Annotated in this window: 21 protein-coding genes, 3 tRNA genes and 1 pseudogene; 5 read left to right on the top strand and 20 right to left on the bottom strand. The window is 60.5% G+C overall.

Annotated features, from left to right (window positions below; all coding sequences use genetic code 11):
* Positions 1–46: 46 nt before the first annotated feature.
* From POI8812_RS10710 to POI8812_RS10775, 14 genes and pseudogenes are all read right to left on the bottom strand, one after another.
* A complete protein-coding gene (locus tag POI8812_RS10710; protein ID WP_108782600.1) occupies positions 47–661 on the bottom strand; it encodes an NADH-quinone oxidoreductase subunit J in 615 nt (204 codons plus the stop codon).
* 86 nt (positions 662–747) lie between these two features.
* Positions 748–1,239 (bottom strand): NADH-quinone oxidoreductase subunit NuoI, encoded by a 492-nt coding sequence (gene nuoI / locus POI8812_RS10715; RefSeq protein ID WP_108782601.1) that lies wholly within the window; start codon positions 1,237–1,239, stop codon positions 748–750.
* Between the two features lie 4 nt (positions 1,240–1,243).
* Positions 1,244–2,278 (bottom strand): NADH-quinone oxidoreductase subunit NuoH, encoded by a 1,035-nt coding sequence (gene nuoH, locus POI8812_RS10720; protein WP_108782602.1) that lies wholly within the window; start codon positions 2,276–2,278, stop codon positions 1,244–1,246.
* A gap of 21 nt (positions 2,279–2,299) precedes the next feature.
* The gene (locus tag POI8812_RS10725) at positions 2,300–2,668 is read right to left on the bottom strand and encodes a hypothetical protein (protein WP_108782603.1); all 369 of its coding nucleotides are present in this window, start codon (positions 2,666–2,668) and stop codon (positions 2,300–2,302) included.
* A 5-nt stretch (positions 2,669–2,673) separates the two neighbouring features.
* Positions 2,674–4,689, bottom strand: coding sequence for an NADH-quinone oxidoreductase subunit NuoG (gene nuoG / locus POI8812_RS10730; RefSeq protein WP_108782604.1), 2,016 nt, complete (start codon positions 4,687–4,689; stop codon positions 2,674–2,676).
* 62 nt (positions 4,690–4,751) lie between these two features.
* Entirely contained in the window at positions 4,752–6,047 is a 1,296-nt protein-coding gene (gene nuoF / locus POI8812_RS10735) for an NADH-quinone oxidoreductase subunit NuoF (protein ID WP_108782605.1), read from the bottom strand.
* Between the two features lies 1 nt (position 6,048).
* Positions 6,049–6,285, bottom strand: coding sequence for a DUF5337 family protein (locus tag POI8812_RS10740; RefSeq protein ID WP_108782606.1), 237 nt, complete (start codon positions 6,283–6,285; stop codon positions 6,049–6,051).
* On the bottom strand, positions 6,282–7,004 hold the full coding sequence (locus tag POI8812_RS17895) for a helix-hairpin-helix domain-containing protein (protein WP_306438847.1): 723 nt from the start codon (positions 7,002–7,004) through the stop codon (positions 6,282–6,284). The genes POI8812_RS10740 and POI8812_RS17895 overlap by 4 nt, the downstream gene beginning before the upstream one ends.
* 27 nt (positions 7,005–7,031) lie before the next feature.
* Positions 7,032–7,697 (bottom strand): annotated as a pseudogene (gene nuoE / locus POI8812_RS10750) (NADH-quinone oxidoreductase subunit NuoE); the annotation flags it as partial.
* 18 nt (positions 7,698–7,715) lie between these two features.
* The gene (locus POI8812_RS10755) at positions 7,716–8,930 is read right to left on the bottom strand and encodes an NADH-quinone oxidoreductase subunit D (protein ID WP_181377206.1); all 1,215 of its coding nucleotides are present in this window, start codon (positions 8,928–8,930) and stop codon (positions 7,716–7,718) included.
* Positions 8,931–9,024: 94 nt separating this feature from the next.
* Entirely contained in the window at positions 9,025–9,648 is a 624-nt protein-coding gene (locus POI8812_RS10760; protein ID WP_108782609.1) for an NADH-quinone oxidoreductase subunit C, read from the bottom strand.
* 11 nt (positions 9,649–9,659) lie between these two features.
* Positions 9,660–10,193 (bottom strand): NuoB/complex I 20 kDa subunit family protein, encoded by a 534-nt coding sequence (locus POI8812_RS10765; RefSeq protein WP_108782610.1) that lies wholly within the window; start codon positions 10,191–10,193, stop codon positions 9,660–9,662.
* Positions 10,184–10,549, bottom strand: a complete 366-nt coding sequence (locus POI8812_RS10770) for an NADH-quinone oxidoreductase subunit A (protein WP_108782611.1) — start codon at positions 10,547–10,549, stop codon at positions 10,184–10,186. The genes POI8812_RS10765 and POI8812_RS10770 overlap by 10 nt, the downstream gene beginning before the upstream one ends.
* A 158-nt stretch (positions 10,550–10,707) precedes the next feature.
* Entirely contained in the window at positions 10,708–11,550 is an 843-nt protein-coding gene (locus POI8812_RS10775; RefSeq protein WP_108782612.1) for an EamA family transporter, read from the bottom strand.
* Between the two features lie 145 nt (positions 11,551–11,695).
* On the opposite strand from POI8812_RS10775, the gene POI8812_RS10780 reads away from it, so the two are divergent.
* Positions 11,696–11,989, top strand: coding sequence for a hypothetical protein (locus tag POI8812_RS10780; RefSeq protein ID WP_146186158.1), 294 nt, complete (start codon positions 11,696–11,698; stop codon positions 11,987–11,989).
* Between the two features lie 250 nt (positions 11,990–12,239).
* Here POI8812_RS10780 and POI8812_RS10785 read toward each other — a convergent pair whose 3' ends face one another.
* The 5 genes from POI8812_RS10785 to POI8812_RS10805 all read right to left on the bottom strand — a co-directional run bounded on the left by POI8812_RS10785 (position 12,240) and on the right by POI8812_RS10805 (position 14,326).
* Entirely contained in the window at positions 12,240–13,109 is an 870-nt protein-coding gene (locus POI8812_RS10785) for an RHS repeat domain-containing protein (RefSeq protein ID WP_108782614.1), read from the bottom strand.
* Positions 13,110–13,156: 47 nt separating this feature from the next.
* Positions 13,157–13,233: transfer RNA gene (locus tag POI8812_RS10790), tRNA-Asp, on the bottom strand.
* 44 nt (positions 13,234–13,277) lie between these two features.
* Positions 13,278–13,354: transfer RNA gene (locus POI8812_RS10795), tRNA-Asp, on the bottom strand.
* Positions 13,355–13,539: 185 nt separating this feature from the next.
* Positions 13,540–13,615, bottom strand: a tRNA-Val gene (locus POI8812_RS10800).
* A gap of 51 nt (positions 13,616–13,666) precedes the next feature.
* Complete coding sequence (locus POI8812_RS10805) at positions 13,667–14,326, bottom strand: HAD-IA family hydrolase (RefSeq protein WP_108782615.1); 660 nt, start codon at positions 14,324–14,326, stop codon at positions 13,667–13,669.
* Positions 14,327–14,446: 120 nt separating this feature from the next.
* On the opposite strand from POI8812_RS10805, the gene glmU reads away from it, so the two are divergent.
* The 4 genes from glmU (at position 14,447) to POI8812_RS10825 (ending at position 18,843) form a co-directional block, all read left to right on the top strand.
* Positions 14,447–15,790: a bifunctional UDP-N-acetylglucosamine diphosphorylase/glucosamine-1-phosphate N-acetyltransferase GlmU gene (glmU, locus tag POI8812_RS10810; protein WP_108782616.1), complete on the top strand. Its 1,344-nt coding sequence runs from the start codon at positions 14,447–14,449 to the stop codon at positions 15,788–15,790.
* On the top strand, positions 15,790–17,613 hold the full coding sequence (gene glmS / locus POI8812_RS10815; protein WP_108782617.1) for a glutamine--fructose-6-phosphate transaminase (isomerizing): 1,824 nt from the start codon (positions 15,790–15,792) through the stop codon (positions 17,611–17,613). The genes glmU and glmS overlap by 1 nt, the downstream gene beginning before the upstream one ends.
* Positions 17,614–17,677: 64 nt before the next feature.
* Positions 17,678–18,163 (top strand): hypothetical protein, encoded by a 486-nt coding sequence (locus POI8812_RS10820; RefSeq protein ID WP_108782618.1) that lies wholly within the window; start codon positions 17,678–17,680, stop codon positions 18,161–18,163.
* Positions 18,160–18,843, top strand: coding sequence for a DNA alkylation repair protein (locus POI8812_RS10825; RefSeq protein WP_245895371.1), 684 nt, complete (start codon positions 18,160–18,162; stop codon positions 18,841–18,843). The genes POI8812_RS10820 and POI8812_RS10825 overlap by 4 nt, the downstream gene beginning before the upstream one ends.
* A 25-nt stretch (positions 18,844–18,868) precedes the next feature.
* Here the strand turns inward: POI8812_RS10825 and POI8812_RS10830 are convergent, their stop codons facing one another.
* A complete protein-coding gene (locus POI8812_RS10830) occupies positions 18,869–20,674 on the bottom strand; it encodes a cation:proton antiporter (RefSeq protein WP_108782619.1) in 1,806 nt (601 codons plus the stop codon).
* Positions 20,675–20,709 lie beyond the last annotated feature (35 nt).

Raw genomic sequence — 20,709 nt, forward strand, 5'->3', positions numbered from 1 at the left:
ACGAGGGCGGCAACGATCAGAGCGTAGTAGATGTACGGTTCCATGATCAGATCCCCTGTCCCGGCTTGACGTCTTTCATGACGACGGCCTGAGCCGGGTCACGATGCATTTGAGTGATCACGTTCTGGCGCTTCACGTCGACCCGGTGGCGCAGGGTCAGCACAATCGCGCCAACCATTGCGACAAACAGGATCAGACCCGACGCCTGGAACAGATAGATGTAGCGGGTGTAGATGATCTGTCCCAGGGCGACAGTGTTCTCAACACCTTCCGGCGTCGGGGACAAACCCTCGCGGACAACCTCCGTCTGACCCGCCCAAAGCCCTGAACCGATGATCAGCATCAGCTCCATAACGAGGACCACACCAACAAGCAGCGCGATCGGCATGTGCTTGGCAATGCCCTGTTTCAGCTCAGCGAAATCAACATCGAGCATCATGACGACGAACAGGAACAGAACCGCGACGGCCCCCACATAGACGATGACCAGAAGCAGTGCGACGAACTCTGCCCCCATCATGATGAACAGTCCTGCAGACGTGAAGAATGTCAGGATCAGCCACAAGACGGAGTGAACAGGATTGCGGGCCAGAACAACCAGCAGGCCAGAAGCCACTGCCGTACAGGCGAAGAGGTAGAAAATAACGGCTGCTACGGTCATGGCAGTCCCTTGGTGTTGCGCCGGTGCGGCGTCTCTCTATCGGTTGGGTTGCCCCGGCTCAAGCCCGGGCACCATGTCTTTCGGGCTCAGCGATACGGTGCGTCGAGTTCCAGGTTGCGGGCGATCTCCGCTTCCCAACGCTCCCCATTATCCAGAAGCTTTTCCTTGGTGTAGAAGAGTTCCTCACGGCTCTCGGTCGAGAACTCGAAATTCGGCCCTTCCACGATGGCATCCACAGGGCAGGCTTCCTGACAGAAGCCGCAATAGATGCACTTGGTCATATCAATGTCATAGCGCGTCGTGCGGCGAGAGCCGTCTTCGCGGGGTTCAGCCTCGATGGTGATCGCCTGCGCGGGGCAAACGGCCTCACACAATTTGCAAGCGATGCAACGCTCCTCACCATTGGCGTAGCGGCGCAGCGCGTGCTCCCCCCGGAAACGGGGCGATAGCGGCCCCTTCTCGTGGGGATAGTTGATCGTCACCTTCGGCGCGAAGAAGTAGCGCAGACCCAGCTTGAAGCTGCCGAAAAAGTCAGCCAGCAGAAAATACCGCCCGGCGCGTGCGTAATCGAATGCCATCTACTCAGCCTCCCACGGCCCAGCGGGCATAGGCGCCGCCAAACCAACCATATTGCGCGAACAATGCCACCAGCACGACCCAGCCCAGCGACAGCGGGAGGAAGACTTTCCAACCGATGCGCATCAGCTGATCGTAGCGGTAGCGCGGCACCAATGCCTTCACCATGGCGAACATGAAGAAGCACATCAGGACCTTGATGATGAACCAGTGAATGCCGTCTGGCAGGAACGGGATCGGTGACAGCCAGCCTCCGAAGAAAAGGATGGTGATCAAGGCGCACATCAGCACCACCGCCATCAATTCACCGATCATGAACAGAAGGAACGGGGTAGAGGAGTACTCAACCTGATAGCCTGCAACCAGCTCGGCCTCCGCCTCGGGCAAGTCGAACGGCGGACGGTTCGTTTCTGCCAAAGCGGAAATGAAGAACAGCACAACCATCGGCAGATGCGGCAACCAATACCAGCTCAGCAGCCCCCAATCGCCGTCCTGCGCCATGACGATCGCCGTCAGGTTCAACGAACCGGTCGAAATCAGGACCCCCACGATAATGAACCCGATGGACACTTCGTAAGAGATCATCTGAGCCGCAGACCGCAGCGAGCCAAGGAACGGGTATTTCGAGTTGGACGCCCACCCCCCCATGATCACGCCATAGACCTCAAGCGACGAGATCGCGAAGATGTAGAGGATACCGATATTCAGATTTGCGACGACCCAGCCATTGTCAAACGGGATCACGGCCCAGGAGATCACGGCCAGCACAAAGGCGATCATCGGCGCGATGAAAAAGACCGGTTTGTCTGCCCCTGCCGGGACCACCACCTCTTTCACGATGTATTTCAGGAAGTCTGCAAAGCTCTGCATCAGGCCGAACACGCCGACCACGTTGGGTCCGCGGCGCATCATCACGGCAGCCCAGACCTTCCGATCCGCGTACATCAGGAAGGCGAGCGAGATAAGCACGCCGACCGTCACCGCGAGACATTTCGCGAGGATGATCAGGAAGATGCCGAAATTGCTGTCCCAAAATTCCATAGTCTTGTCTTTCTCGCTTCGTCAGACGCAGCTGCGCCCGGCTTCATCGACACTCTCGACGACGAAGGTATCTCCGGCACGGCGGCCAAAGAGGGTGTAAGTGCAGGTTCCCGTGCTCACGGTATCCCGGCCTAGATTGACGCCGACCCCAACCCCACTTGAGGTGGATGCGGTCAGCGTGGTGTTTTGAATGCGCGTCGGGCCGACTTGGGCAAACTGCTCAATCTCCCACGAGAATGAGCGGGTGCCATCGGGCAAATCCCGAATGGTTTCCGGCCGCCCCAGATCGCGTGCCGCCCGCTCAATCGGCTCACCCACATAGTCACGCGATTGCGGACCATTGCAGGCCGCAAGTGCGAGGGTCAGCATGATGATTGCGGTCACACGCATCCGGTTCACTCTGCCGCGACGGGCAGCTCCCTGTCCTGTGCTAGCTTGGTCAGATCAGCCATCACCTCGGACGCCCGCAAAATGGGGTTCGTGCGATAGTGATCGCTCACCGAGCTGGTGAAGTCCGCGTCACCCATAGACCCGGCAGGCTCGGCTTTCCAGTCGTTTTCGGGCACCATGTCGATCGTCGCCAGATGCGGCACCGCCTCGAACAGCGCCGAGCGCAAACCACCAAGATCATCATAGCCAAGCGTCTGACCCAAATGCGCAGACGCTGCACGGATGATCGCCCAGTTATCCTTGGCCTCACCCGGCGCAAAACCGGCACGCATGGCCAATTGCGGGCGACCTTCAGTGTTGACGAAAATCCCGTTCTCTTCAGTCCACGCAGCAGCGGGCAGGATCACATCAGCGCGGTGCGCACCGCGGTCGCCGTGGCTGCCCTGATAGATCACGAACGGACCCGCTTCGACATCGACTTCATCTGCACCCAAGTTCCAGATCACGTCCGCTTCGTTCAGTGCGCCCAATCCATTCGGGTTGGTAAAGTCAATGTCCATCGCGCCGACACGGCTGGCAGCATTGTGAAGAACCAGCAACTTAGAGCCGGACACCTCACACATCCGCATCGCCTCAGCCAACACAGCAGGGCCATCCTCACGCATCAGCGCGCCGGTCCCCAGCACCACGACCGTCGGCTTCTCGCGCGTTTCATCCGAAACACCCTTGTCCGCCATGGCGGTCAGCGCTGCCGGACCAGTTCCGGCATGATAGTAGTCATAGGTCAGGTCAGCATTCTCGCCGATCACGGCGACTTCAGCGCCGCGCAACCACGCCTTGCGGATCCGCGCGTTCAGCACGGGCGCTTCCGCACGCGGGTTTGATCCCACAATCAGGATCATCTCCGCGGTATCGAGGTCCTCGATGCTGGCCGTACCGGCATAGGCTGAGCGATTCCCGGCCGGCAACATTGCCCCATCAGTCCGGCACTCAACCGCGCCGCCAAGACCCTCAACCAGTTGCTTAAGTGCGAACATCGCTTCAACAGGCGCCAGATCACCGGCGATGCCCGCGATTTTCTTGCCTTCCGCTGCGGCTTTGATCGCGGCAAATGCCTCATTCCAGCTGGCGGGCTTCAGCTTGCCATCCACGCGCACATAGGGTCGGTCAAGCCGTTGGCGACGCAGGCCATCCCACATGAAGCGTGACTTATCAGCCAGCCATTCCTCATTCACACCATCATGATTGCGCGGCATGACGCGCATGACTTCGCGTCCGCGTGTATCAATGCGAATGTTGGAGCCGAGCGCATCCATCACGTCGATGCTCTCAGTTTTCTTCAGCTCCCAGGGTCGCGCGGTGAAGGCATAAGGCTTCGACGTCAGCGCGCCCACCGGGCAAAGGTCAATCACGTTGCCCTGCAATTCTGAGGTCAGCATCTGACCCAGATAGGACGTGATCTCACTGTCCTCTCCACGCCCCGTCTGTCCCATCTCGGACACGCCAGCCACTTCGGTCGTGAAGCGCACACAGCGCGTGCAGGAGATACAGCGCGTCATCTTCGTGCCCACGAGCGGACCCAGATCGGGATCGACCGCCGCGCGCTTTTCCTCGCGGAAGCGGGAGAAGTCGACGCCATACGCCATCGCCTGATCCTGAAGGTCGCATTCGCCGCCTTGGTCGCAGATCGGGCAGTCGAGCGGGTGATTGATGAGCAGGAACTCCATCACCCCCTCGCGGGCCTTCTTGACCATCGGGCTCTTGGTCTTGACCTCCGGCGGCTCCCCGTTCGGGCCACCGCGCAGGTCGCGCACCTGCATTGCGCAGGACGCCGCAGGCTTCGGCGGGCCGCCGACGACCTCCACCAAACACATCCGGCAATTGCCCGCGATGCTCAGCCGCTCATGATAGCAGAAGCGCGGCACTTCCACGCCCGCCTGCTCACAGGCCTGAAGAATGGTCAGCGCCGGATCAACTTCGATCTCGGCCCCGTCAATGATCATCTTGCGAAGGTCAGACATCGTGCCCCTACCCCGTTATTTCGAGCGCGGAACTGCCCGCGCGCAGTCACTTTCGTGACAAATTACTCCGCCGCCATCGCGCCCATGCGCCCGGTGCGCTTGGCTTTGATGCGGTCCTCAATCTCTTCGCGGTAATGCTGGATCAGGCCCTGGATTGGCCAGGCCGCCGCGTCGCCAAGGGCGCATATCGTGTGGCCCTCGACCTGCTTGGTCACGTCGAGCAGCATGTCGATCTCTTCGGGTTCCGCATCGCCCGTCACCAGACGGTCCATCACGCGCATCATCCAGCCCGTACCCTCACGGCACGGCGTACACTGGCCGCAGCTCTCGTGCTTGTAGAACTTCGAGAGGCGCCAGATCGCCTTGATGATGTCAGTGGACTGATCCATCACGATCACGGCTGCCGTGCCAAGGCCAGATCCCTGCCCGCGCAGCCAGTCGAAATCCATGATCGCATCATCACAAACCGTATGCGGCAGACAGCGGACGGAGGAGCCACCTGGGATGACGGTCTTGAGGTTCTTCCAGCCGCCGCGCACGCCGCCGCAATGCTTCTCAAGCAGCTCCTGCAGCGGGATCGACATGGCCTCTTCAACCACGCAGGGGTTTTCGACGTGACCGGAAATTGCGAAAAGCTTCGTGCCCGCATTGTTTTCCCGCCCGAAGGAGGAGAACCAGCCCGCACCGCGGCGCAGGATCGTCGGTACGACTGCAATGGACTCAACATTGTTCACCGTTGTCGGTGCACCATAGAGACCCGTATTCGCCGGGAAGGGCGGCTTTAGGCGCGGCATACCCTTGCGGCCCTCAAGGCTTTCGAGCAGCGCGGTCTCCTCACCGCAGATATAGGCCCCTGCCCCGTGATGCAGATAGAGATCGAAATCCCAGCCGGAGCCTGCCGCGTTTTTGCCGAGCAGCCCGGCATCGTAAGCTTCGTCAATCGCAACCTGAAGCGCCTCACGCTCGCGGATATACTCGCCACGAATGTAGATGTAGCAGGCATGTGCATTCATCGCGAAAGACGCGACGAGGCATCCTTCGATGAAGAGATGCGGATCGTGCCGCATGATCTCACGATCTTTACAGGTGCCCGGCTCGGACTCGTCCGCGTTCACCACCAGATACGATGGTCGCCCGTCGCTTTCCTTGGGCATGAAGGACCACTTGAGACCGGTGGGGAAGCCTGCACCACCGCGGCCCCGCAGACCGGAACCCTTGACCTCGTCAATGATCCAGTCCCGGCCCTTTTTGATAAGGTCCGCCGTGCCATCCCACGCACCACGCGCCTGCGCGCCTTTCAGCGAGCGGTCGGCCATGCCGTAGATATTGGTGAAGATACGATCCTGATCGGTCAGCATCTCAGTCCCCTTCTCCCCGGCGGCGCGCCCGCCGGATGTTAATCAGTACGAACAGCGCCCAGCCCAAACAGGCCAGCGCCGCCAGATCAATCAGGATCGCGAAGCGCGTGGGCCATCCGAAGTAGCCCCCCGCAGCAGCAAGGCCCATCCACGTGATGAACCCCGCCACGATCGCGATAGTTGCCTGCCGCGTCTGCCGCCGCAGCGATGCCGCGCGATCCTGCGATCCTTGTGTCACCCCGCGTTGTCCTCCGCGGCGAATTGTTTGGCCTGCGCGACCCACTCGTCGCGGGTCACGCGGCCCTTGAACCCTTCCAGATTATCATCAACCCACGCGACCTCACGGTCGGTCCAGGCTGCGATCTGATCGAAATGATAGAAGCCCATGGAGTTCAGAAGCGCCTCCATCTTTGGCCCAACACCTTTGATGCGCTTAAGATCATCCGCACCACCCTCACGTGCCTCAGTCAGCGCCTCCGGGCGGTCCGCGTCAGACATCTCGGCAACGGTTTCAGCGTCGACGGCCGGTGCAGGCTCTTCCACAACCGGTGCAGGCGCAGCCTCAGCCACCGGCGCGACCTCTTCCTCGGCGGCGCGGGGCGCGGGCGCCTCTACAGGCGCAGGCTTCTCAACGGCCGACGCGGGAGCAGCGGGAGCAGCAGCCGCGACCGCGGCGCCCGAAGTTGGCGCCTGCCCGGCCCGGTTCGCCTCGGCCCGCTTCGCGTCCACATCCACCGGCAGGTTGCCGGCGCCGCGCATTTCACCGCTGGCAAGGGTCGGCAACAGCAAACACAGCACCACGAGCGAAACGAGCAGCACAGCAGCGCCAAAAACCGCGCCAACTAGGCTGCCAACGCCCCCTACAACCCAGAAGGCTACGGTCGCGACCGCACCTGCGGCAACGGCCAGCGTGCCTGCCAGGAAGTACATATCTGATGAGGTGTTCTGCTGAGACATGGGGTGTCCTCCGAATTATCCGTCTGTAATCCGCGCGACTGTATCACCTTTTTCCGTCGCAAGCGTCACTGATGCATTTGTCTCATGCGCAGTGCCGTTGTGAGCGGTCAGTGAGGTCAGCCCGGATAGCGGCTCAGAGGCGAAACGACCGGTTTGAGAGCCGGGTTGCGGAACCTTCCCAGCGGCTAGATCGTCGAGGATTTTGCCGAAGCTCTCCTCGGTCAGATCCTCGTAATAATCCTTTCCAATCTGAGCCATAGGGGCATTCGAGCACGCGCCGAGGCACTCAACTTCTTCCCAGCTCAGCTTGCCATCCTCAGACGTGGCGAAAGGCTTTGCGTTGATCTTGTCCTTACAGACTGCGATCAGGTCTTCAGCACCGCAAATCATGCACGATGTCGTGCCACAAACCTGTACATGTGCCACCGATCCGACCGGATGCAGTTGAAACATGAAGTAGAAGGTGGCCACTTCGATTCCCCGGATATGCGCCATGTCGAGCATGTCGCACACATATTCAATCGCAAGACGGGAGAGCCAACCCTCCTGCTCCTGCGCACGCCAGAGCAGCGGAATAATGGCCGACGCCTGACGGCCCTCAGGATATTTCGCGATCTGCTTCTGCGCCCACTCAAGATTGGCGGGCGTAAACTCAAAGCTCTCGGGCTGTTCTTTGTGAAGTCTGCGGAGCATATCTTTTCCTTATCAGCCTTAGCGGTCGACTTCGCCGAACACGATATCGAGCGAGCCGAGAATGGCTGAAACATCAGCAAGTTGGTGGCCGCGGCAGAGGTGGTCCATGGCTTCGAGGTGGGCAAAGCCGGGGGCACGCAGTTTCGCGCGGTAAGGCTTGTTGGTGCCATCGGCCACAAGGTAGACGCCGAACTCGCCCTTGGGCGCCTCAACGGCGGCGTAGATCTCGCCTGCGGGCACGTGGAAGCCCTCGGTGTAGAGTTTGAAGTGGTGGATCAGCGCTTCCATGGAGGTCTTCATCTCGCCCCGGTTCGGCGGCGCGATCTTGCCCTTGGTCTGCACCGGCGTGCCCTTGCACTGCTCCAGCTTTTCCAGACACTGGCGGATAATCTTGGTGCTTTCGCGCATTTCGATCATGCGGATCAGATAGCGATCATAACAATCACCGTTCTGTCCCACCGGGATCTGGAAGTCCATTTCATCATAACATTCATAGGGTTGCGAGCGCCGCAGATCCCACGCCATGCCAGAGCCGCGCACCATCACACCGGAGAAGCCGAGGTCAAAACACTCCTGCTGGCTTACGATGGCGATATCGACGTTGCGCTGCTTGAAGATCCGGCTCTCGGTCAGCAAGCCCTCGATATCATCGAGTACGGCTGGGAATGTCTCGGTCCACGCCCAGATATCGTCGAGCAGTGCTTGCGGCAGATCCTGATGCACGCCGCCGGGCCGGAAATACGCCGCGTGAAGCCGTGCCCCACAGGCCCGCTCGTAAAAGATCATCAGCTTCTCACGCTCTTCGAAGCCAAAGGCGAGAGGAGTGAGCGCGCCGACATCCATCGCCTGCGTTGTGACGTTGAGCAAATGATTGAGAACACGGCCAATTTCGCAATAAAGCACCCGGATCAGCTGCCCGCGACGCGGCACTTCAGTGCCGGTCATCTTCTCAATGGCCAGACACCACGCATGTTCCTGGTTCATCGGCGCGACGTAATCAAGCCGATCAAAATAGGGCAGGTTTTGCAGATAGGTGCGGCTCTCCATCAGCTTTTCAGTGCCGCGATGCAGCAGGCCGATATGCGGGTCACAGCGCTCAACGATCTCACCGTCGAGTTCCAGAACCATCCGCAACACGCCGTGCGCCGCAGGGTGCTGCGGACCAAAGTTGATGTTGAAATTGCGGATCTGCTGCTCACCGGTGAGCGCATCGTCGAATTTCGATCCGTCCATCATTCAGACCTCCTCAGCCCGAAAACTGCGTGTGCACAATGCGTGCACAACCTGTACACAACCCGTGCACCAAATTTGCACGGGCCAGACGCGATTATTTGGCCGCGTCGGGCGCTTTCTCATCCCCGGGAAGGATGTAATCAGCCCCTTCCCACGGGCTCATCAGATCAAAGGTGCGATAGTCTTGAACGAGGCTGACGGGCTCATAGACCACGCGCTTCACCTCTTCATCATACCGCACTTCGGTATACCCGGTCGTCGGGAAATCCTTGCGCAGCGGATGGCCACGGAACCCGTAATCGGTGAGGATTCGGCGCAGATCCGGGTGGCCCGAGAACATGATGCCGAACATGTCGAACACCTCACGCTCGAACCAATCGGCGTTCTGGAACTCACCCGTCACGCTGGGCACGATTTCCTTTTCGCGCACACCCGCCTTCACCCGAATGCGCATGTTCTGGCGCATGGATAGGAAGTGGTAGACGAGATCAAACCGCTTTTCGCGACCCGGATAGTCAACGGCGGTGATGTCCACCAGCGTCTGGAACTGAAGGGTCGGATCGTCGCGCAGGAATGCCACGAACTTCGCGACGGAGGACGGAACGACCGTGATGGTCAGTTCCGCCTGATCCGAATGGGTCACGACCTCAGTGGCCAGGACGGCTTCATCCTGCCGCGTGGCGATCAGTTCAGCAACTTCGCGCAGAGCCTCAGACATATCGAACCTTCTTATCGCGTGATCGTGCCGGTGCGGCGCATCTTACGCTGCAACTGCAAGATACCGTAGAGCAGCGCCTCTGCCGTCGGCGGGCAGCCGGGTACGTAGACATCGACCGGGACAATCCGATCGCAGCCGCGCACGACGGAATAGCTGTAGTGATAGTAGCCACCGCCATTCGCGCAGGATCCCATGGAGATCACATAGCGCGGCTCTGGCATCTGATCGTAAACCTTCCGGAGCGCGGGGGCCATCTTGTTGGTCAACGTGCCTGCCACGATCATCAGATCGGATTGACGCGGTGAGGCGCGCGGCGCTGTGCCGAACCGCTCCAGATCATAGCGCGGCATGGACGTGTGCATCATCTCAACGGCACAGCAAGCCAAGCCAAACGTCATCCAGTGCAAGCTGCCGGTGCGCGCCCAGTTGATGATGTCATCGGTGGAGGTCAGCAGAAATCCCTTATCCGCCAACTCGTTGGACAGAAGCTTCGTCGCATGCTCGCGATCGCCGCCTGCGGTGTTGACTGCGGTGCTCACTCCCATTCGAGGGCCCCTTTCTTCCACTCATAGATAAACCCGACGGTCAGAACGCCGAGGAAGACCATCATCGACCAGAACCCAAGCTCACCCTGATATTGGAAGCTTGCCGCCCATGGGAACAGGAATGCCACCTCAAGGTCGAAGATGATGAACAGGATCGAGACGAGATAGAAGCGCACGTCGAACTTCATGCGCGCATCGTCAAAGGCGTTGAAGCCACATTCGTAGGCCGAGACCTTTTCCGCATCCGGGTTGCGGACGGCGACGATCAGCGCCGCAAAAATCAGAATCAAGCCAAGAACGATTGCCAGACCCAAAAACACAAGGATCGGCAGGTATTCGGTCAGCATATTGTCCACCGGCGGAACTCCCCTTCGGCCGAACGGCCCGGCAGAGAGTGCGCGGGGCCGCGTCACTTGTGCGTTGTGTAGACCCGTGCATGCGGTTGGTCAACGCTGGCCGGGCGGAATCTCGCCGGTTCGGGCGGTTCTGTCGCGCCGGGCGTCAGGCTGGCCTGTCAGCCGCGAGAGACACGCAACAAGATTGCGCCCGCAAGCGTGACAAAGGCCGAAATCACCCTGCGAATGTTGAGTTTTTCGTTCAGGATAAGCACCCCGATGGCCAGCGCGAAGAGAATCGATGTTTCGCGCAGGGCGGTGACCAAGGCGATGGGGGCTTGAGTGAATGCCCATGTCACGATTGCATAAGCCACGAACGAGGCCCCGCCCCCGATGAGCAGCAGGCCGCGCCGCGGCCCGACCAGTTGGCCCAGCAGATGTCGGCGGGTCAGCGCGGTGAACACGACAAAGACCATCGCGTTCAGGAATCCCAACCAGCCATAGTAGCCGAGTGCCGTACCAGCCGCCCGCGCGCCGATCCCATCCGACAGGCTGTAGGAAGCGATGAAGCACGCGGTGATCAGCGCATAGACCGCAGAGATGCGATCCGGGCTCGCCTTGCCGCCGATGGCCACACTCGCCACGCCGCAGCCGATCAGCATGACGCCGATCTGCTGACCGAGGCTCAGCGTCTCACCCAATGCGGCGACAGAGACGAGCGCCACGATCAGCGGGGCCGCCCCGCGCGCAATCGGATAGACCTGCGTGAGATCGCCGGTGCGATAAGAGCGCAGGAGGAAGAGCTGATAGCCCAGATGAAGCACTGTGCTCAGCGCGATCCAGCCCCAACTCTCCAACGCCGGCATCGGAGAAATCGCCATCGCGATCAGTGCAAAGGGCGCATGGCCGATCACGACAGCGGCCATGGTCAAATCCTTGTCCGCCGCCCCCTTCACCATCGCGTTCCAGGAGGCATGCAGCGCTGCCGCCAGGATCACGGCCAGAAATACGGTGAGTGTCATGAGGGCCTCCGGGTGTGATTGATGAGAGGCTAGACGAGGTCTTGCCCCGTGGAAACCGTCACCTTGACGAAGGGGCCATGGAATAGATGAGCAGATTATCGGCAGAAGCCAGGCAGCCGATAACACTATAATGCGTAGGGATCACTTGAGCTTAGGCACCTTCGACGCAGGAACGGGACAGCAGGGTAGCGCCAGCGGTGTTGAGGCGGAGCAGGCCGCCGGCGCTGCGCAGGTCAGCGGTACAGCTTTGGCCCATCGCGTCGAAGGGAAGCGTTTGCGGGGTGCATCTGTTAGCCGCGCGGCCTTGTGCGATTTGTGCTGCGGCGAGAGTTATGGCAACGCGGTGTGCTTCGGCGCGGGTGGTGGTGTGGGTGTGTGTGGCGAGGCGGAGGGCGGTCAGTATGGTGGTTTGGGTTTGCAGCAGGGCAATGGTGAGTAGGATCGATAGGCCCAAGAGGGTTGAGAGGAGGGTGAAACCGTCTTTTGTTGTCTTTGAGCGCAATGAAAATTCAACACAAAAATAGAATGACAAAATTCGCAATTTCACCCACGTAATGAGTCAACTATTACACCCTACCAAAAAATAAACAATAAAAATACAAATAAAAAAAACACTATGATTAATATAAGGTGAAATATAAAATCAATTATAAATTGCTTAATGAACTTCACGCACCCAAATCCTCAATTCAGTTCGAGAAATGCTCTAGGCATTCGCATGCTAGCTCTGGAGCTACTATACCGCCTAGCAAAATCGCCTGCGCCATCTCAGATGGCGTTGGATCACCACGATTCTCTATAGTGTAGCTAAGGTCTCCGAACGCCGCCGCAGTAGAACTCGCTGGGCCGACTGTTACTGCCGAACCTCTAGTAACCCATTTGCTACCTGTCCTTCTGCTTGCTGCCGTCACCACAGCGCTGGTAGCAGCAGAGGCACTGAGTCTTCCGGCTAGTGTCGCGGCATTTTCTTGAGCAGCATCTATCACTAGTTGCCGAAGACATTGCTGAAGTGCCGGATTGTCTTCTAGCTCGTTTGCTAAGCCTGAAAATGCTTGAGCAACTCGTTGGTCCCTGCATCCCCCCATCATACAGCGTGCGAGCCCTCTATAGTACGAACTCACGCCAGCTGAAAACTCGCCAACTCCGGAATCGTTCAATTCAGATGTCCACCCTACAAGTTGGCTGCCAAAATTACTGAAAGACATCGCCTCCAGTCCATGAAAGTCGGTATAGCTCATTGGGTTTTGTAGTGCGTATCCGTAGACGCTTGCACCATCGACGAGTCCAAGCGGATCTGCCTGCAAGTAGCGCCCGGTAACGGGGTCGTAGTCCCGCATCCAGTTCTGGTGCAGCCCGTGTTCGGATTGGAACCACTGGCCGGGGAAACGGATGTCGGTCTGGGTGTTTGCGCCGGTAGTGATCTCCACACCGCCGAAGGACAGATAGCGGGCTTGCCATACGACATGGACCGTGCCGCCGATGCTCTCGGTCGCCATGACCGGGCGACCGATATGGTCCGTGCGGATGAAGAACACACAGCCGTTCTCGAAGATCGCCACGGGCCTGTTGCCGCTCAGCGGGCCAAGATATCATCATGAGAAGAAAGTGGCGCGGTTGACGGGGCTCGAACCCGCGACCTCCGGCGTGACAGGCCGGCACTCTAACCAACTGAGCTACAACCGCGCAGACCCTTTCGGGCGGTGCCCTGCCCGGGCCGGGAGAAGCGGTGGCGCGGTTGACGGGGCTCGAACCCGCGACCTCCGGCGTGACAGGCCGGCACTCTAACCAACTGAGCTACAACCGCAGCCGCTTCGTGACCCGGCGAACCGGGCGTGAAGGGTGTTTATGAATCGCCGCGCAGGAGGTCAAGCGGATAACGCGACTTGGCGCGTCGAATTGCCGACTTTCTCTCATCTCGTCCCGGCGAGACATGTCATGCGCGCGCACCGATACGAGCAAGGGCACATTTGGTGCAACGCTGAAGGAAAATGGTGGGACGTACTGGATTCGAACCAGTGACCCCAGCGATGTGAACACTGTGCTCTACCAACTGAGCTAACGTCCCGGGTCGGACGCGGGTATCGCGTCTTGCCCGCAGATCGTCAAGCGCAAATCGTCAGGGCAGCAGACGCTCCAGCAGCGCGGGCAGATCATCGTAGTGATCGAGGATCGCATCCGGCGCAAGCTCTGCAATATCGGGGCCGAGCGGGCCGAAGCCGACCAGCACGCAAGGCGCCTTTGCATTCGCGGCGGTCTTGCGATCCGTGATCGTGTCGCCCATCAGCACACAACGAGCGGGATCACCGCCTGCACGTCGCACCGTCTCGAAAAGGTGTTCAGGATCGGGCTTTCGGACCGGCAGCGTGTCCGCCCCCAGCATGGAGGCAAAGCGATCCCGAATGCCCAGACGCCCCAGCAACGTTTCGGCCAGCCCTTCAGGCTTGTTGGTGCACACCGCGAGGATCCAGCCCTGCGCAGTGAGACGGTCGAGGCAGGCCTCCACGCCGGGATAGAGGACCGTTTGGTCATCGATGCAACCAGCATAGTGAGTGAGCAGCGTCTGGTATTCCTCATCAATGAGGACGTCATCGACGCCCAACCGCTCCACGCCGAGACGCAGCATCGCGCGCCCTCCCGCGAAAGCGGTCAGCGCATCGGCCACCGGATCAAGGGGCTTGCCCAGGCCCCTCCCCTCGAAACAGGCATTCGCCGCCGCAATCAGATCGGCGGACGTGTCGGCGAGAGTTCCGTCGAGATCGAAGACGGCGGTGCGCATGGGCAGGCTCCTGAAATTGAACCGGCTCTGTCACCGATTGAAGGAATTGCTGATCGCCCGGTGGTTCCGGCCCCCGCGCAAGGTTGATATAAGGCCCGCGTCGAACAGGAGCCAATAAAAATGAACACAGCTCTCATCGTGCTGGCCGCCGGTCAGGGATCGCGCATGAAATCGGACCTGCCCAAGGTTCTGCATGAGGTGGCAGGCGCCTCACTTCTTGTCCACGCGTTGCGATCGGGCGACGGGATCGACCCGGCCCGGATCGTCGTGGTCACGGGTCATGGGGGCGCGCAGGTCGCTGCGGCGGCACGCGATTGGCGCGAGGAAATCTCCATTGCCACTCAGGAAGAGCAGTTGGGCACTGCGCACGCGGTTGCACAGGCCAGCGCGGCGCTTGCGGAGTTCGAGGGCGATGCCGTCGTCCTCTATGGTGATACGCCGTTTATTGCGCCGGACACGTTGCGCGCGATGCTCGACGAACGGCGCGCTGGCGCAGACGTTGTGGTGCTGGGCTTTGAGGCGGCCGATCCGGGCAGCTATGGCAGGCTCAAGACCGGACCGGACGGGTTAGAGGCCATCGTGGAGGCAAAGGAGGCAACGCCCGAGGAACTCGCCATCACCTTGTGCAATTCGGGTGTGATCTGCGCGGATCGGGCGACGCTTTTTGAGCTGATCGAGGCGGTCGACAACAAGAATGCAAAGGGTGAGTACTACCTCACCGATATTGTCGAGATTGCGCGGGGACGTGCGCTGCGCTGTGCCGCTGTGACCTGCGACGAGGCGGAGACGCTGGGCGTGAACTCCCGCCGTGATATGGCCGCGGCGGAGACCGTGTTTCAGTCTGGCATGCGTGCGGCGATGATGGACAATGGCGTCACGCTGCAATCGCCCGACACGACCTATTTCAGTTTTGATACCCATATTGGGCCAGACACAGTTGTCGGCCCGCATGTGGTGTTCGGACCGGGGGTGACGGTGGAAAACGGTGCGGAGATCCGGGCCTTTTCCCATCTGGAGGATTGCCACGTCGCGCGGGGCGCTCAGATCGGCCCCTATGCGCGTCTGCGTCCGGGTGCCGAGTTGCAGGAGGGCGCGCGTGTCGGCAACTTCTGTGAGATCAAGAACGCCGTCGTCGAACCCGGCGCGAAGGTCAATCACCTGACCTATATCGGCGACGCACGGGTGGGTGAGAAGGCCAATATCGGCGCGGGTACAATTACCTGCAATTACGACGGTGTGTTCAAGCATCACACGGATATTGGCGCGGGTGCCTTTATCGGCTCGAACTCGGCCCTCGTGGCACCCGTTTCGATTGCCCAGGGCGGTTATGTCGCCTCCGGCTCTGTCGTGACAAGCGATGTCGGCCCCGGCGATCTGGCGATTGCGCGTGCGCGGCAAGTGAACAAGACCGGCCTTGGCGCGCGCATGGTCGCGCGGCTCAAGGCGATGAAGGAGAAACGCTGATGTGTGGTATTATCGGCATTCTTGGCAATCACGCCGCCGCTCCGCTGATGGTCGAGGCGCTGCGCCGTCTTGAATATCGCGGTTATGACAGTGCGGGGATCGCGACGGTGCATGAAGGCAAGCTCGACCGTCGACGCGCTGTCGGCAAGTTGGGCGCCCTGGCTGACCTGCTGGTCGATAACCCGATCAAGGGACGGATCGGCATAGGTCACACGCGTTGGGCCACCCATGGCAAGCCGACCGTGAACAATGCACACCCGCATCAATCCGGCCCCGTCGCAGTGGTGCACAACGGGATCATCGAGAACTTCAAAGAACTGCGCGCGGAACTTGCGGATGCGGGCAAGACCTTCGTGACCGAGACGGATACCGAGACGGTCGCGATGATCTGCGCCTACCAGATGGAACAGGGACTGTCCCCGGTTGAGGCGGCACGGGCGACGCTGGCAAAACTCGACGGCGCATTTGCACTGTGCTTCCTCTTCGAAGGGGAAGAAGACTTGATGGTTGCCGCACGCAAAGGTTCCCCCTTGGCTGTTGGCCGTGGGGATGGAGAGATGTTCGTCGGCTCGGACGCGATGGCACTGGGCCCGCTGACGCGCAACATCACCTATCTGGATGATGGCGACCATGTTGTTGTCACGCGGGACGGTGCCGAGATCTTCGACACGTCGGGTGCTGCGGTTCAACGGCCTGAAAAGGTTGTGCAGCTCGACAACGTGGTGGCTGAGCGCGGTCGCCATAAGCATTTCATGGCCAAGGAAATCCATGAACAGGCGGAGATTCTGTCGGATCTTGTCCTGCGCTCGACCAATGCGGACCGGACCAGGGTTGAGGGTCCGGCCAGCGAAGTGGACTTCAGCGCCACGACCCGGTTGGTGATGGTTGCCTGCGGCACCGCCTTTTATGCCTGCCATGTCGCCAAATACTGGTTCGAGCAATTGGCGCGCATTCCAGTGGAAATCGATGTCGCCTCGGAGTTTCGCTATCGCGAGCCGCCGGTGCAGGCGGGGGATGCGGCGCTCTTCGTCTCTCAATCGGGGGAGACGGCGGATACGCTGGCCGCACTTGAATACTGCAAGGGCAAGGCCGGGCAGATCATTGGGGTTTTGAACACGACCGAAAGCTCCATCGGGCGCGCCTCGGATGTGATCCTGCCAATCCATGCCGGTCCGGAGATCGGCGTTGCCTCGACCAAGGCCTTTACGTGCCAGCTGCTGACCCTGTTGAAACTGGCGGTCAGCGCCGGACGCCAGCGCGGCACGCTCAGTGCCGAGGACGAAGCACGGATCGTGCGGCAGCTCTACTCCCTGCCGCGGCTCATTCAGGACGCGATGACTGCCGAGGACGAGGTGCGCGACATTGCGCATTGGCTTTCGTCTGCGCGGGACATTCTGTTCCTGGGCCGAGGCCCGATGTATCCGCTGGCCCTGGAGGGCGCGCTGAAGCTGAAGGAGATCAGCTATATCCACGCCGAAGGCTATGCGTCAGGGGAGCTGAAACACGGCCCCATCGCCCTGATCGACGAGCACGTACCTGTCATCGTTTTCGCACCGCGCGATGCACTGTTCGAAAAGCTGGTCAGCAACATGCAGGAGGTGATGGCCCGTGGCGGTCAGGTACTGTTGGTCACCGACGAGGAAGGCGCGCGAATCGCGCAAGATGGCACGGCACGCGTGCTGAAAATGCCGACGCTCGACCCACTGTTGGCCCCCATCGTCTATGCCATTCCGGCGCAGTTGATCGCCTATCATACCGCTGTGACAAAAGGGACGGATGTCGATCAGCCACGCAATCTCGCCAAGTCGGTTACGGTGGAGTAAGCTCTCCAAAATAGAGACCCGGAAAACGGGCATATTGTTGAGGTATTTGGGAAGGAACCCGGGCATGAGATTGAAAATTGCTGCAGCCGTGGCGCTGCTGGGTGTGGTTGCCGGTTGTGCGCCGCAAGTGTCGTTGTTGCCGGCAGGCTCGTTGGTGCGGAACGGCTGCTATACCGTTGACATCTATGACGATGCCTATGGCCGCAATGAGGTCCAGGCACCTAAAGAGGGTCTGCCTGCGAACTGGAATGCCTATCTGGGCGTTTGGGGCGACAGCGCGTGGAACGGCGGCCAGTGTCACGAATTGTGGGTGACGGAGGTGTTTCAGGACGGCTCTGCCGTGATCATCGACACGACGGCACCGTTTGGCGATCTGCGTGCGGTAAGCCATCGTGGCCCGGCGCGGATCAATAGTGCCGGTGATCTCGTCGTCGCCCATCGCAGCGGGCGCAGTGTCGTCTATAGTTTTGAGGGCAGCCGCCTGCGCGGTCTGCGCTATAATGAAGACGGTTCAGTGGATCAGGTGCTGTTGTCGCGCCAACCGCAGTGACGACCTCTGCAACAGCGATCGAAGAACTGCGCGCGGCGGGAGATTCCGCCCGTGCAGAAGAAATGGCTGCCTATCACAAGGCCGACCGGCCCTATCTGGGCTTGGCCAATGGTGATGTGGAGGCGATGTGCCGTCGTTGGCGCGAGGGCCTGGACCGTGATGGCCGCGTCGCATTGGCAATCGGGCTTTGGGACAGCAATATATTCGAGGCCCGCATCGCGGCAGGAAAGGTCTTGGTGCAGGCGCGGATCAAGCCTGATGACGCCCCCGTCTGGGATGCTATCAAACAGTTTGCGCTGGAGTTCGACAGCTGGGCCATTGCCGATGCCGTCGCCAAGGCGGCCGAACGGCGGATCGCGGCGGATCTGACCCGATTTGACGAACTGGCAGACTGGGCCGAGGCAGAGAATATGTGGATGCGGCGCGCCACGCTCGTCTTCACGCTGCCTTGGGCAAAGGGACGCAACCCGTCACCAGAGGAAGCTGCACGGCGCGAGCAGGCGCTCGGCTGGGCCGCGCATTACACCACAGACCCCGAATGGTTCATGCAAAAAGCAGTTTCGTGGTGGTTGCGGACACTCTCACGCCACGATCCAGAGCGGGTGCACGCCTTTGTCGCGGCGCATGGCGAGGCGATGAAGCCCTTTGCACAGAAAGATGCGTTGCGCCTGATCACCTGATCGCAGCGCGTCGAACCTTGCCGGGTCAGGCGACCGACTCTGCCGCGCCCTCCCCCCGATCGGACTTGTGTGACAGGACGAGCAGACGTGTCCCCTCGGGCAGGGTGTCCGGCACCGCATCGCCCAGAAGCGTCAGCCCGCCATCCCCCAGATGTCCGAAGATGATCGCATCCGGGTGTTGGGCACGATAGTCCGACAGATCATAGGCCTCTGTCAGTCGCGTCAGGCGGAAGGACGCCCCTTGTGTTACTGCTTCGGACAGATCGGAATAGGATGTTCCGGGTCCGAAAGGCCGACCGCCCAGCGTGACGGGCAATGCGGTCTTACCCTCCATCTCGTCATGACGGCCGACCTGAAACACCTGATTGCGCCCGAATTCCGGCCCCAGATCCGTGCCGATCAGCGCATTGTAAGCGTCGTTGTCGGTCGCTGCGAGGATCAGGCCGAATTTGTTGAGATCCAGCGTATGCTCTGCCACCTCTGACAGGATTTCCCCATGAAAAACGTCGATCCCTGAACTGCGCGCTGTGCGCAGGCGGAACCAGTTGCGATCAGCAATCAGGACGGGAACCTCTGCCTTTTCGAGCACGGCGGCTAGGTTGGTTGCCCAGCGCGAGCCGCCAACGATCAAAAGACCCGGCGTGTTGGCGGAGGTCAGGCCCAAAAGCTTGGCCAATGGCGCCATTGAGAACCCGTGCAGGATCACCGTGCCCGCCACCAAGGCAAACGAAATTGCGGTCAGCCCCTGCCCGTCTTCAATGCCAAGCTCAGCAAGCTGGGTGCCAAACAGTCCCGACACCGCGACCAGCACGATACCGCGCGGGCCAATCCAGGCCACCATCAGCTTTTCGCGGAAAGGAAGGCCCGTCCCGATCAACGCGATGAAGACCGTCAGCGGGCGCGCCAGCAGCACGACTGACAAAACGAAGAAGACGGTGCGCCAACTGAGATTCGCGAAATCAGCCATCGTCAGGGACGCTGCAAGAAGCACAAACACACCCGAAACCAGAATGACGGTCGCGTGCTCCTTAAACCGCCGAATCTCTGTCAGAGAGGGCAGGTGCGCGTTGGCCAGGTAGATCCCCATCACCGTCACAGCCAGAAGACCGCTTTCGTGCAGAACATAGTCGGAGGCGGCATAGATCAGCAGGACCGAGCCGAAGAGGACCGGAACTTTCATATATTCCGGAACCTTACCCCGCGCGAAAGCCCAGGCGATGGCAGCACCGCCAACATAGCCCAGCACAGATGCGACCGCGAGGCCGGACCCGAAATGCCAGGCGGCCTGTGCGAAGGTCGTCGTGGTGTTGAGCGCCACGATCAGCTCGTAGGCCAGCACAGCGGCCAAAGCCCCTATAGGGTCGTTGACGATGCTTTCCCATTTCAGGATCGACGCAGGGCGTGCAGCCAATCGCGCCTGCCGCAGCAGGGGCGCGATGACCGTGGGACCGGTCACGATCATGATCCCACCAAAGACGAGCGAGGTCTCCCAGCTCAACCCGGCCCCAAAATGCACGGCAAGCGTTGAGGCGATCCACCCCAGCGGTGCACCCACAACGACAAGGCGCATCACCGCCGGACCCGCATCCCGCAGGGAGCGGAAGTTGAGCGTCAGCCCCCCCTCAAACAGGATCACCGCCACTGCGACCGCGACAATGGGTTTGAACAGATCTCCGAACGTGGCCTTGGGATCGAGAATGCCCAGTGCAGGCCCGGCAATCAGGCCGGCGGCCAGCATCAAGACGATCGCAGGCAGCTGAAAGCGCCATGCAAGCCATTGGGATCCAATGCCAAGCAGCCCGATGAGGGCAAATACCAAAACCGGATCCATAAGCCTGTCCTGCCTTTGTCATTGCCGACCTTGAA

The sequence above is a fragment of the Pontivivens insulae genome (assembly GCF_900302495.1).
In the GTDB taxonomy this organism is placed as follows: Bacteria; Pseudomonadota; Alphaproteobacteria; order Rhodobacterales; family Rhodobacteraceae; genus Pontivivens; species Pontivivens insulae.

Coding starts and splice junctions, on each gene's coding strand:
- POI8812_RS10725 (WP_108782603.1), bottom strand. CDS start 2,668: ATGCGTGTGACCGCAATCATCATGCTGACCCTCGCACTTGCGGCCTGC.
- nuoI (WP_108782601.1), bottom strand. CDS start 1,239: ATGGCATTCGATTACGCACGCGCCGGGCGGTATTTTCTGCTGGCTGAC.
- POI8812_RS10760 (WP_108782609.1), bottom strand. CDS start 9,648: ATGTCTGAGGCTCTGCGCGAAGTTGCTGAACTGATCGCCACGCGGCAG.
- POI8812_RS17895 (WP_306438847.1), bottom strand. CDS start 7,004: ATGTCTCAGCAGAACACCTCATCAGATATGTACTTCCTGGCAGGCACG.
- nuoF (WP_108782605.1), bottom strand. CDS start 6,047: ATGCTGACCGATCAGGATCGTATCTTCACCAATATCTACGGCATGGCC.
- POI8812_RS10710 (WP_108782600.1), bottom strand. CDS start 661: ATGACCGTAGCAGCCGTTATTTTCTACCTCTTCGCCTGTACGGCAGTG.
- POI8812_RS10805 (WP_108782615.1), bottom strand. CDS start 14,326: ATGCGCACCGCCGTCTTCGATCTCGACGGAACTCTCGCCGACACGTCC.
- nuoG (WP_108782604.1), bottom strand. CDS start 4,689: ATGTCTGACCTTCGCAAGATGATCATTGACGGGGCCGAGATCGAAGTT.
- POI8812_RS10775 (WP_108782612.1), bottom strand. CDS start 11,550: ATGACACTCACCGTATTTCTGGCCGTGATCCTGGCGGCAGCGCTGCAT.
- nuoH (WP_108782602.1), bottom strand. CDS start 2,278: ATGGAATTTTGGGACAGCAATTTCGGCATCTTCCTGATCATCCTCGCG.
- POI8812_RS10820 (WP_108782618.1), top strand. CDS start 17,678: ATGAGATTGAAAATTGCTGCAGCCGTGGCGCTGCTGGGTGTGGTTGCC.
- glmU (WP_108782616.1), top strand. CDS start 14,447: ATGAACACAGCTCTCATCGTGCTGGCCGCCGGTCAGGGATCGCGCATG.
- POI8812_RS10830 (WP_108782619.1), bottom strand. CDS start 20,674: ATGGATCCGGTTTTGGTATTTGCCCTCATCGGGCTGCTTGGCATTGGA.
- POI8812_RS10765 (WP_108782610.1), bottom strand. CDS start 10,193: ATGGGAGTGAGCACCGCAGTCAACACCGCAGGCGGCGATCGCGAGCAT.
- POI8812_RS10755 (WP_181377206.1), bottom strand. CDS start 8,930: ATGGACGGATCGAAATTCGACGATGCGCTCACCGGTGAGCAGCAGATC.
- glmS (WP_108782617.1), top strand. CDS start 15,790: ATGTGTGGTATTATCGGCATTCTTGGCAATCACGCCGCCGCTCCGCTG.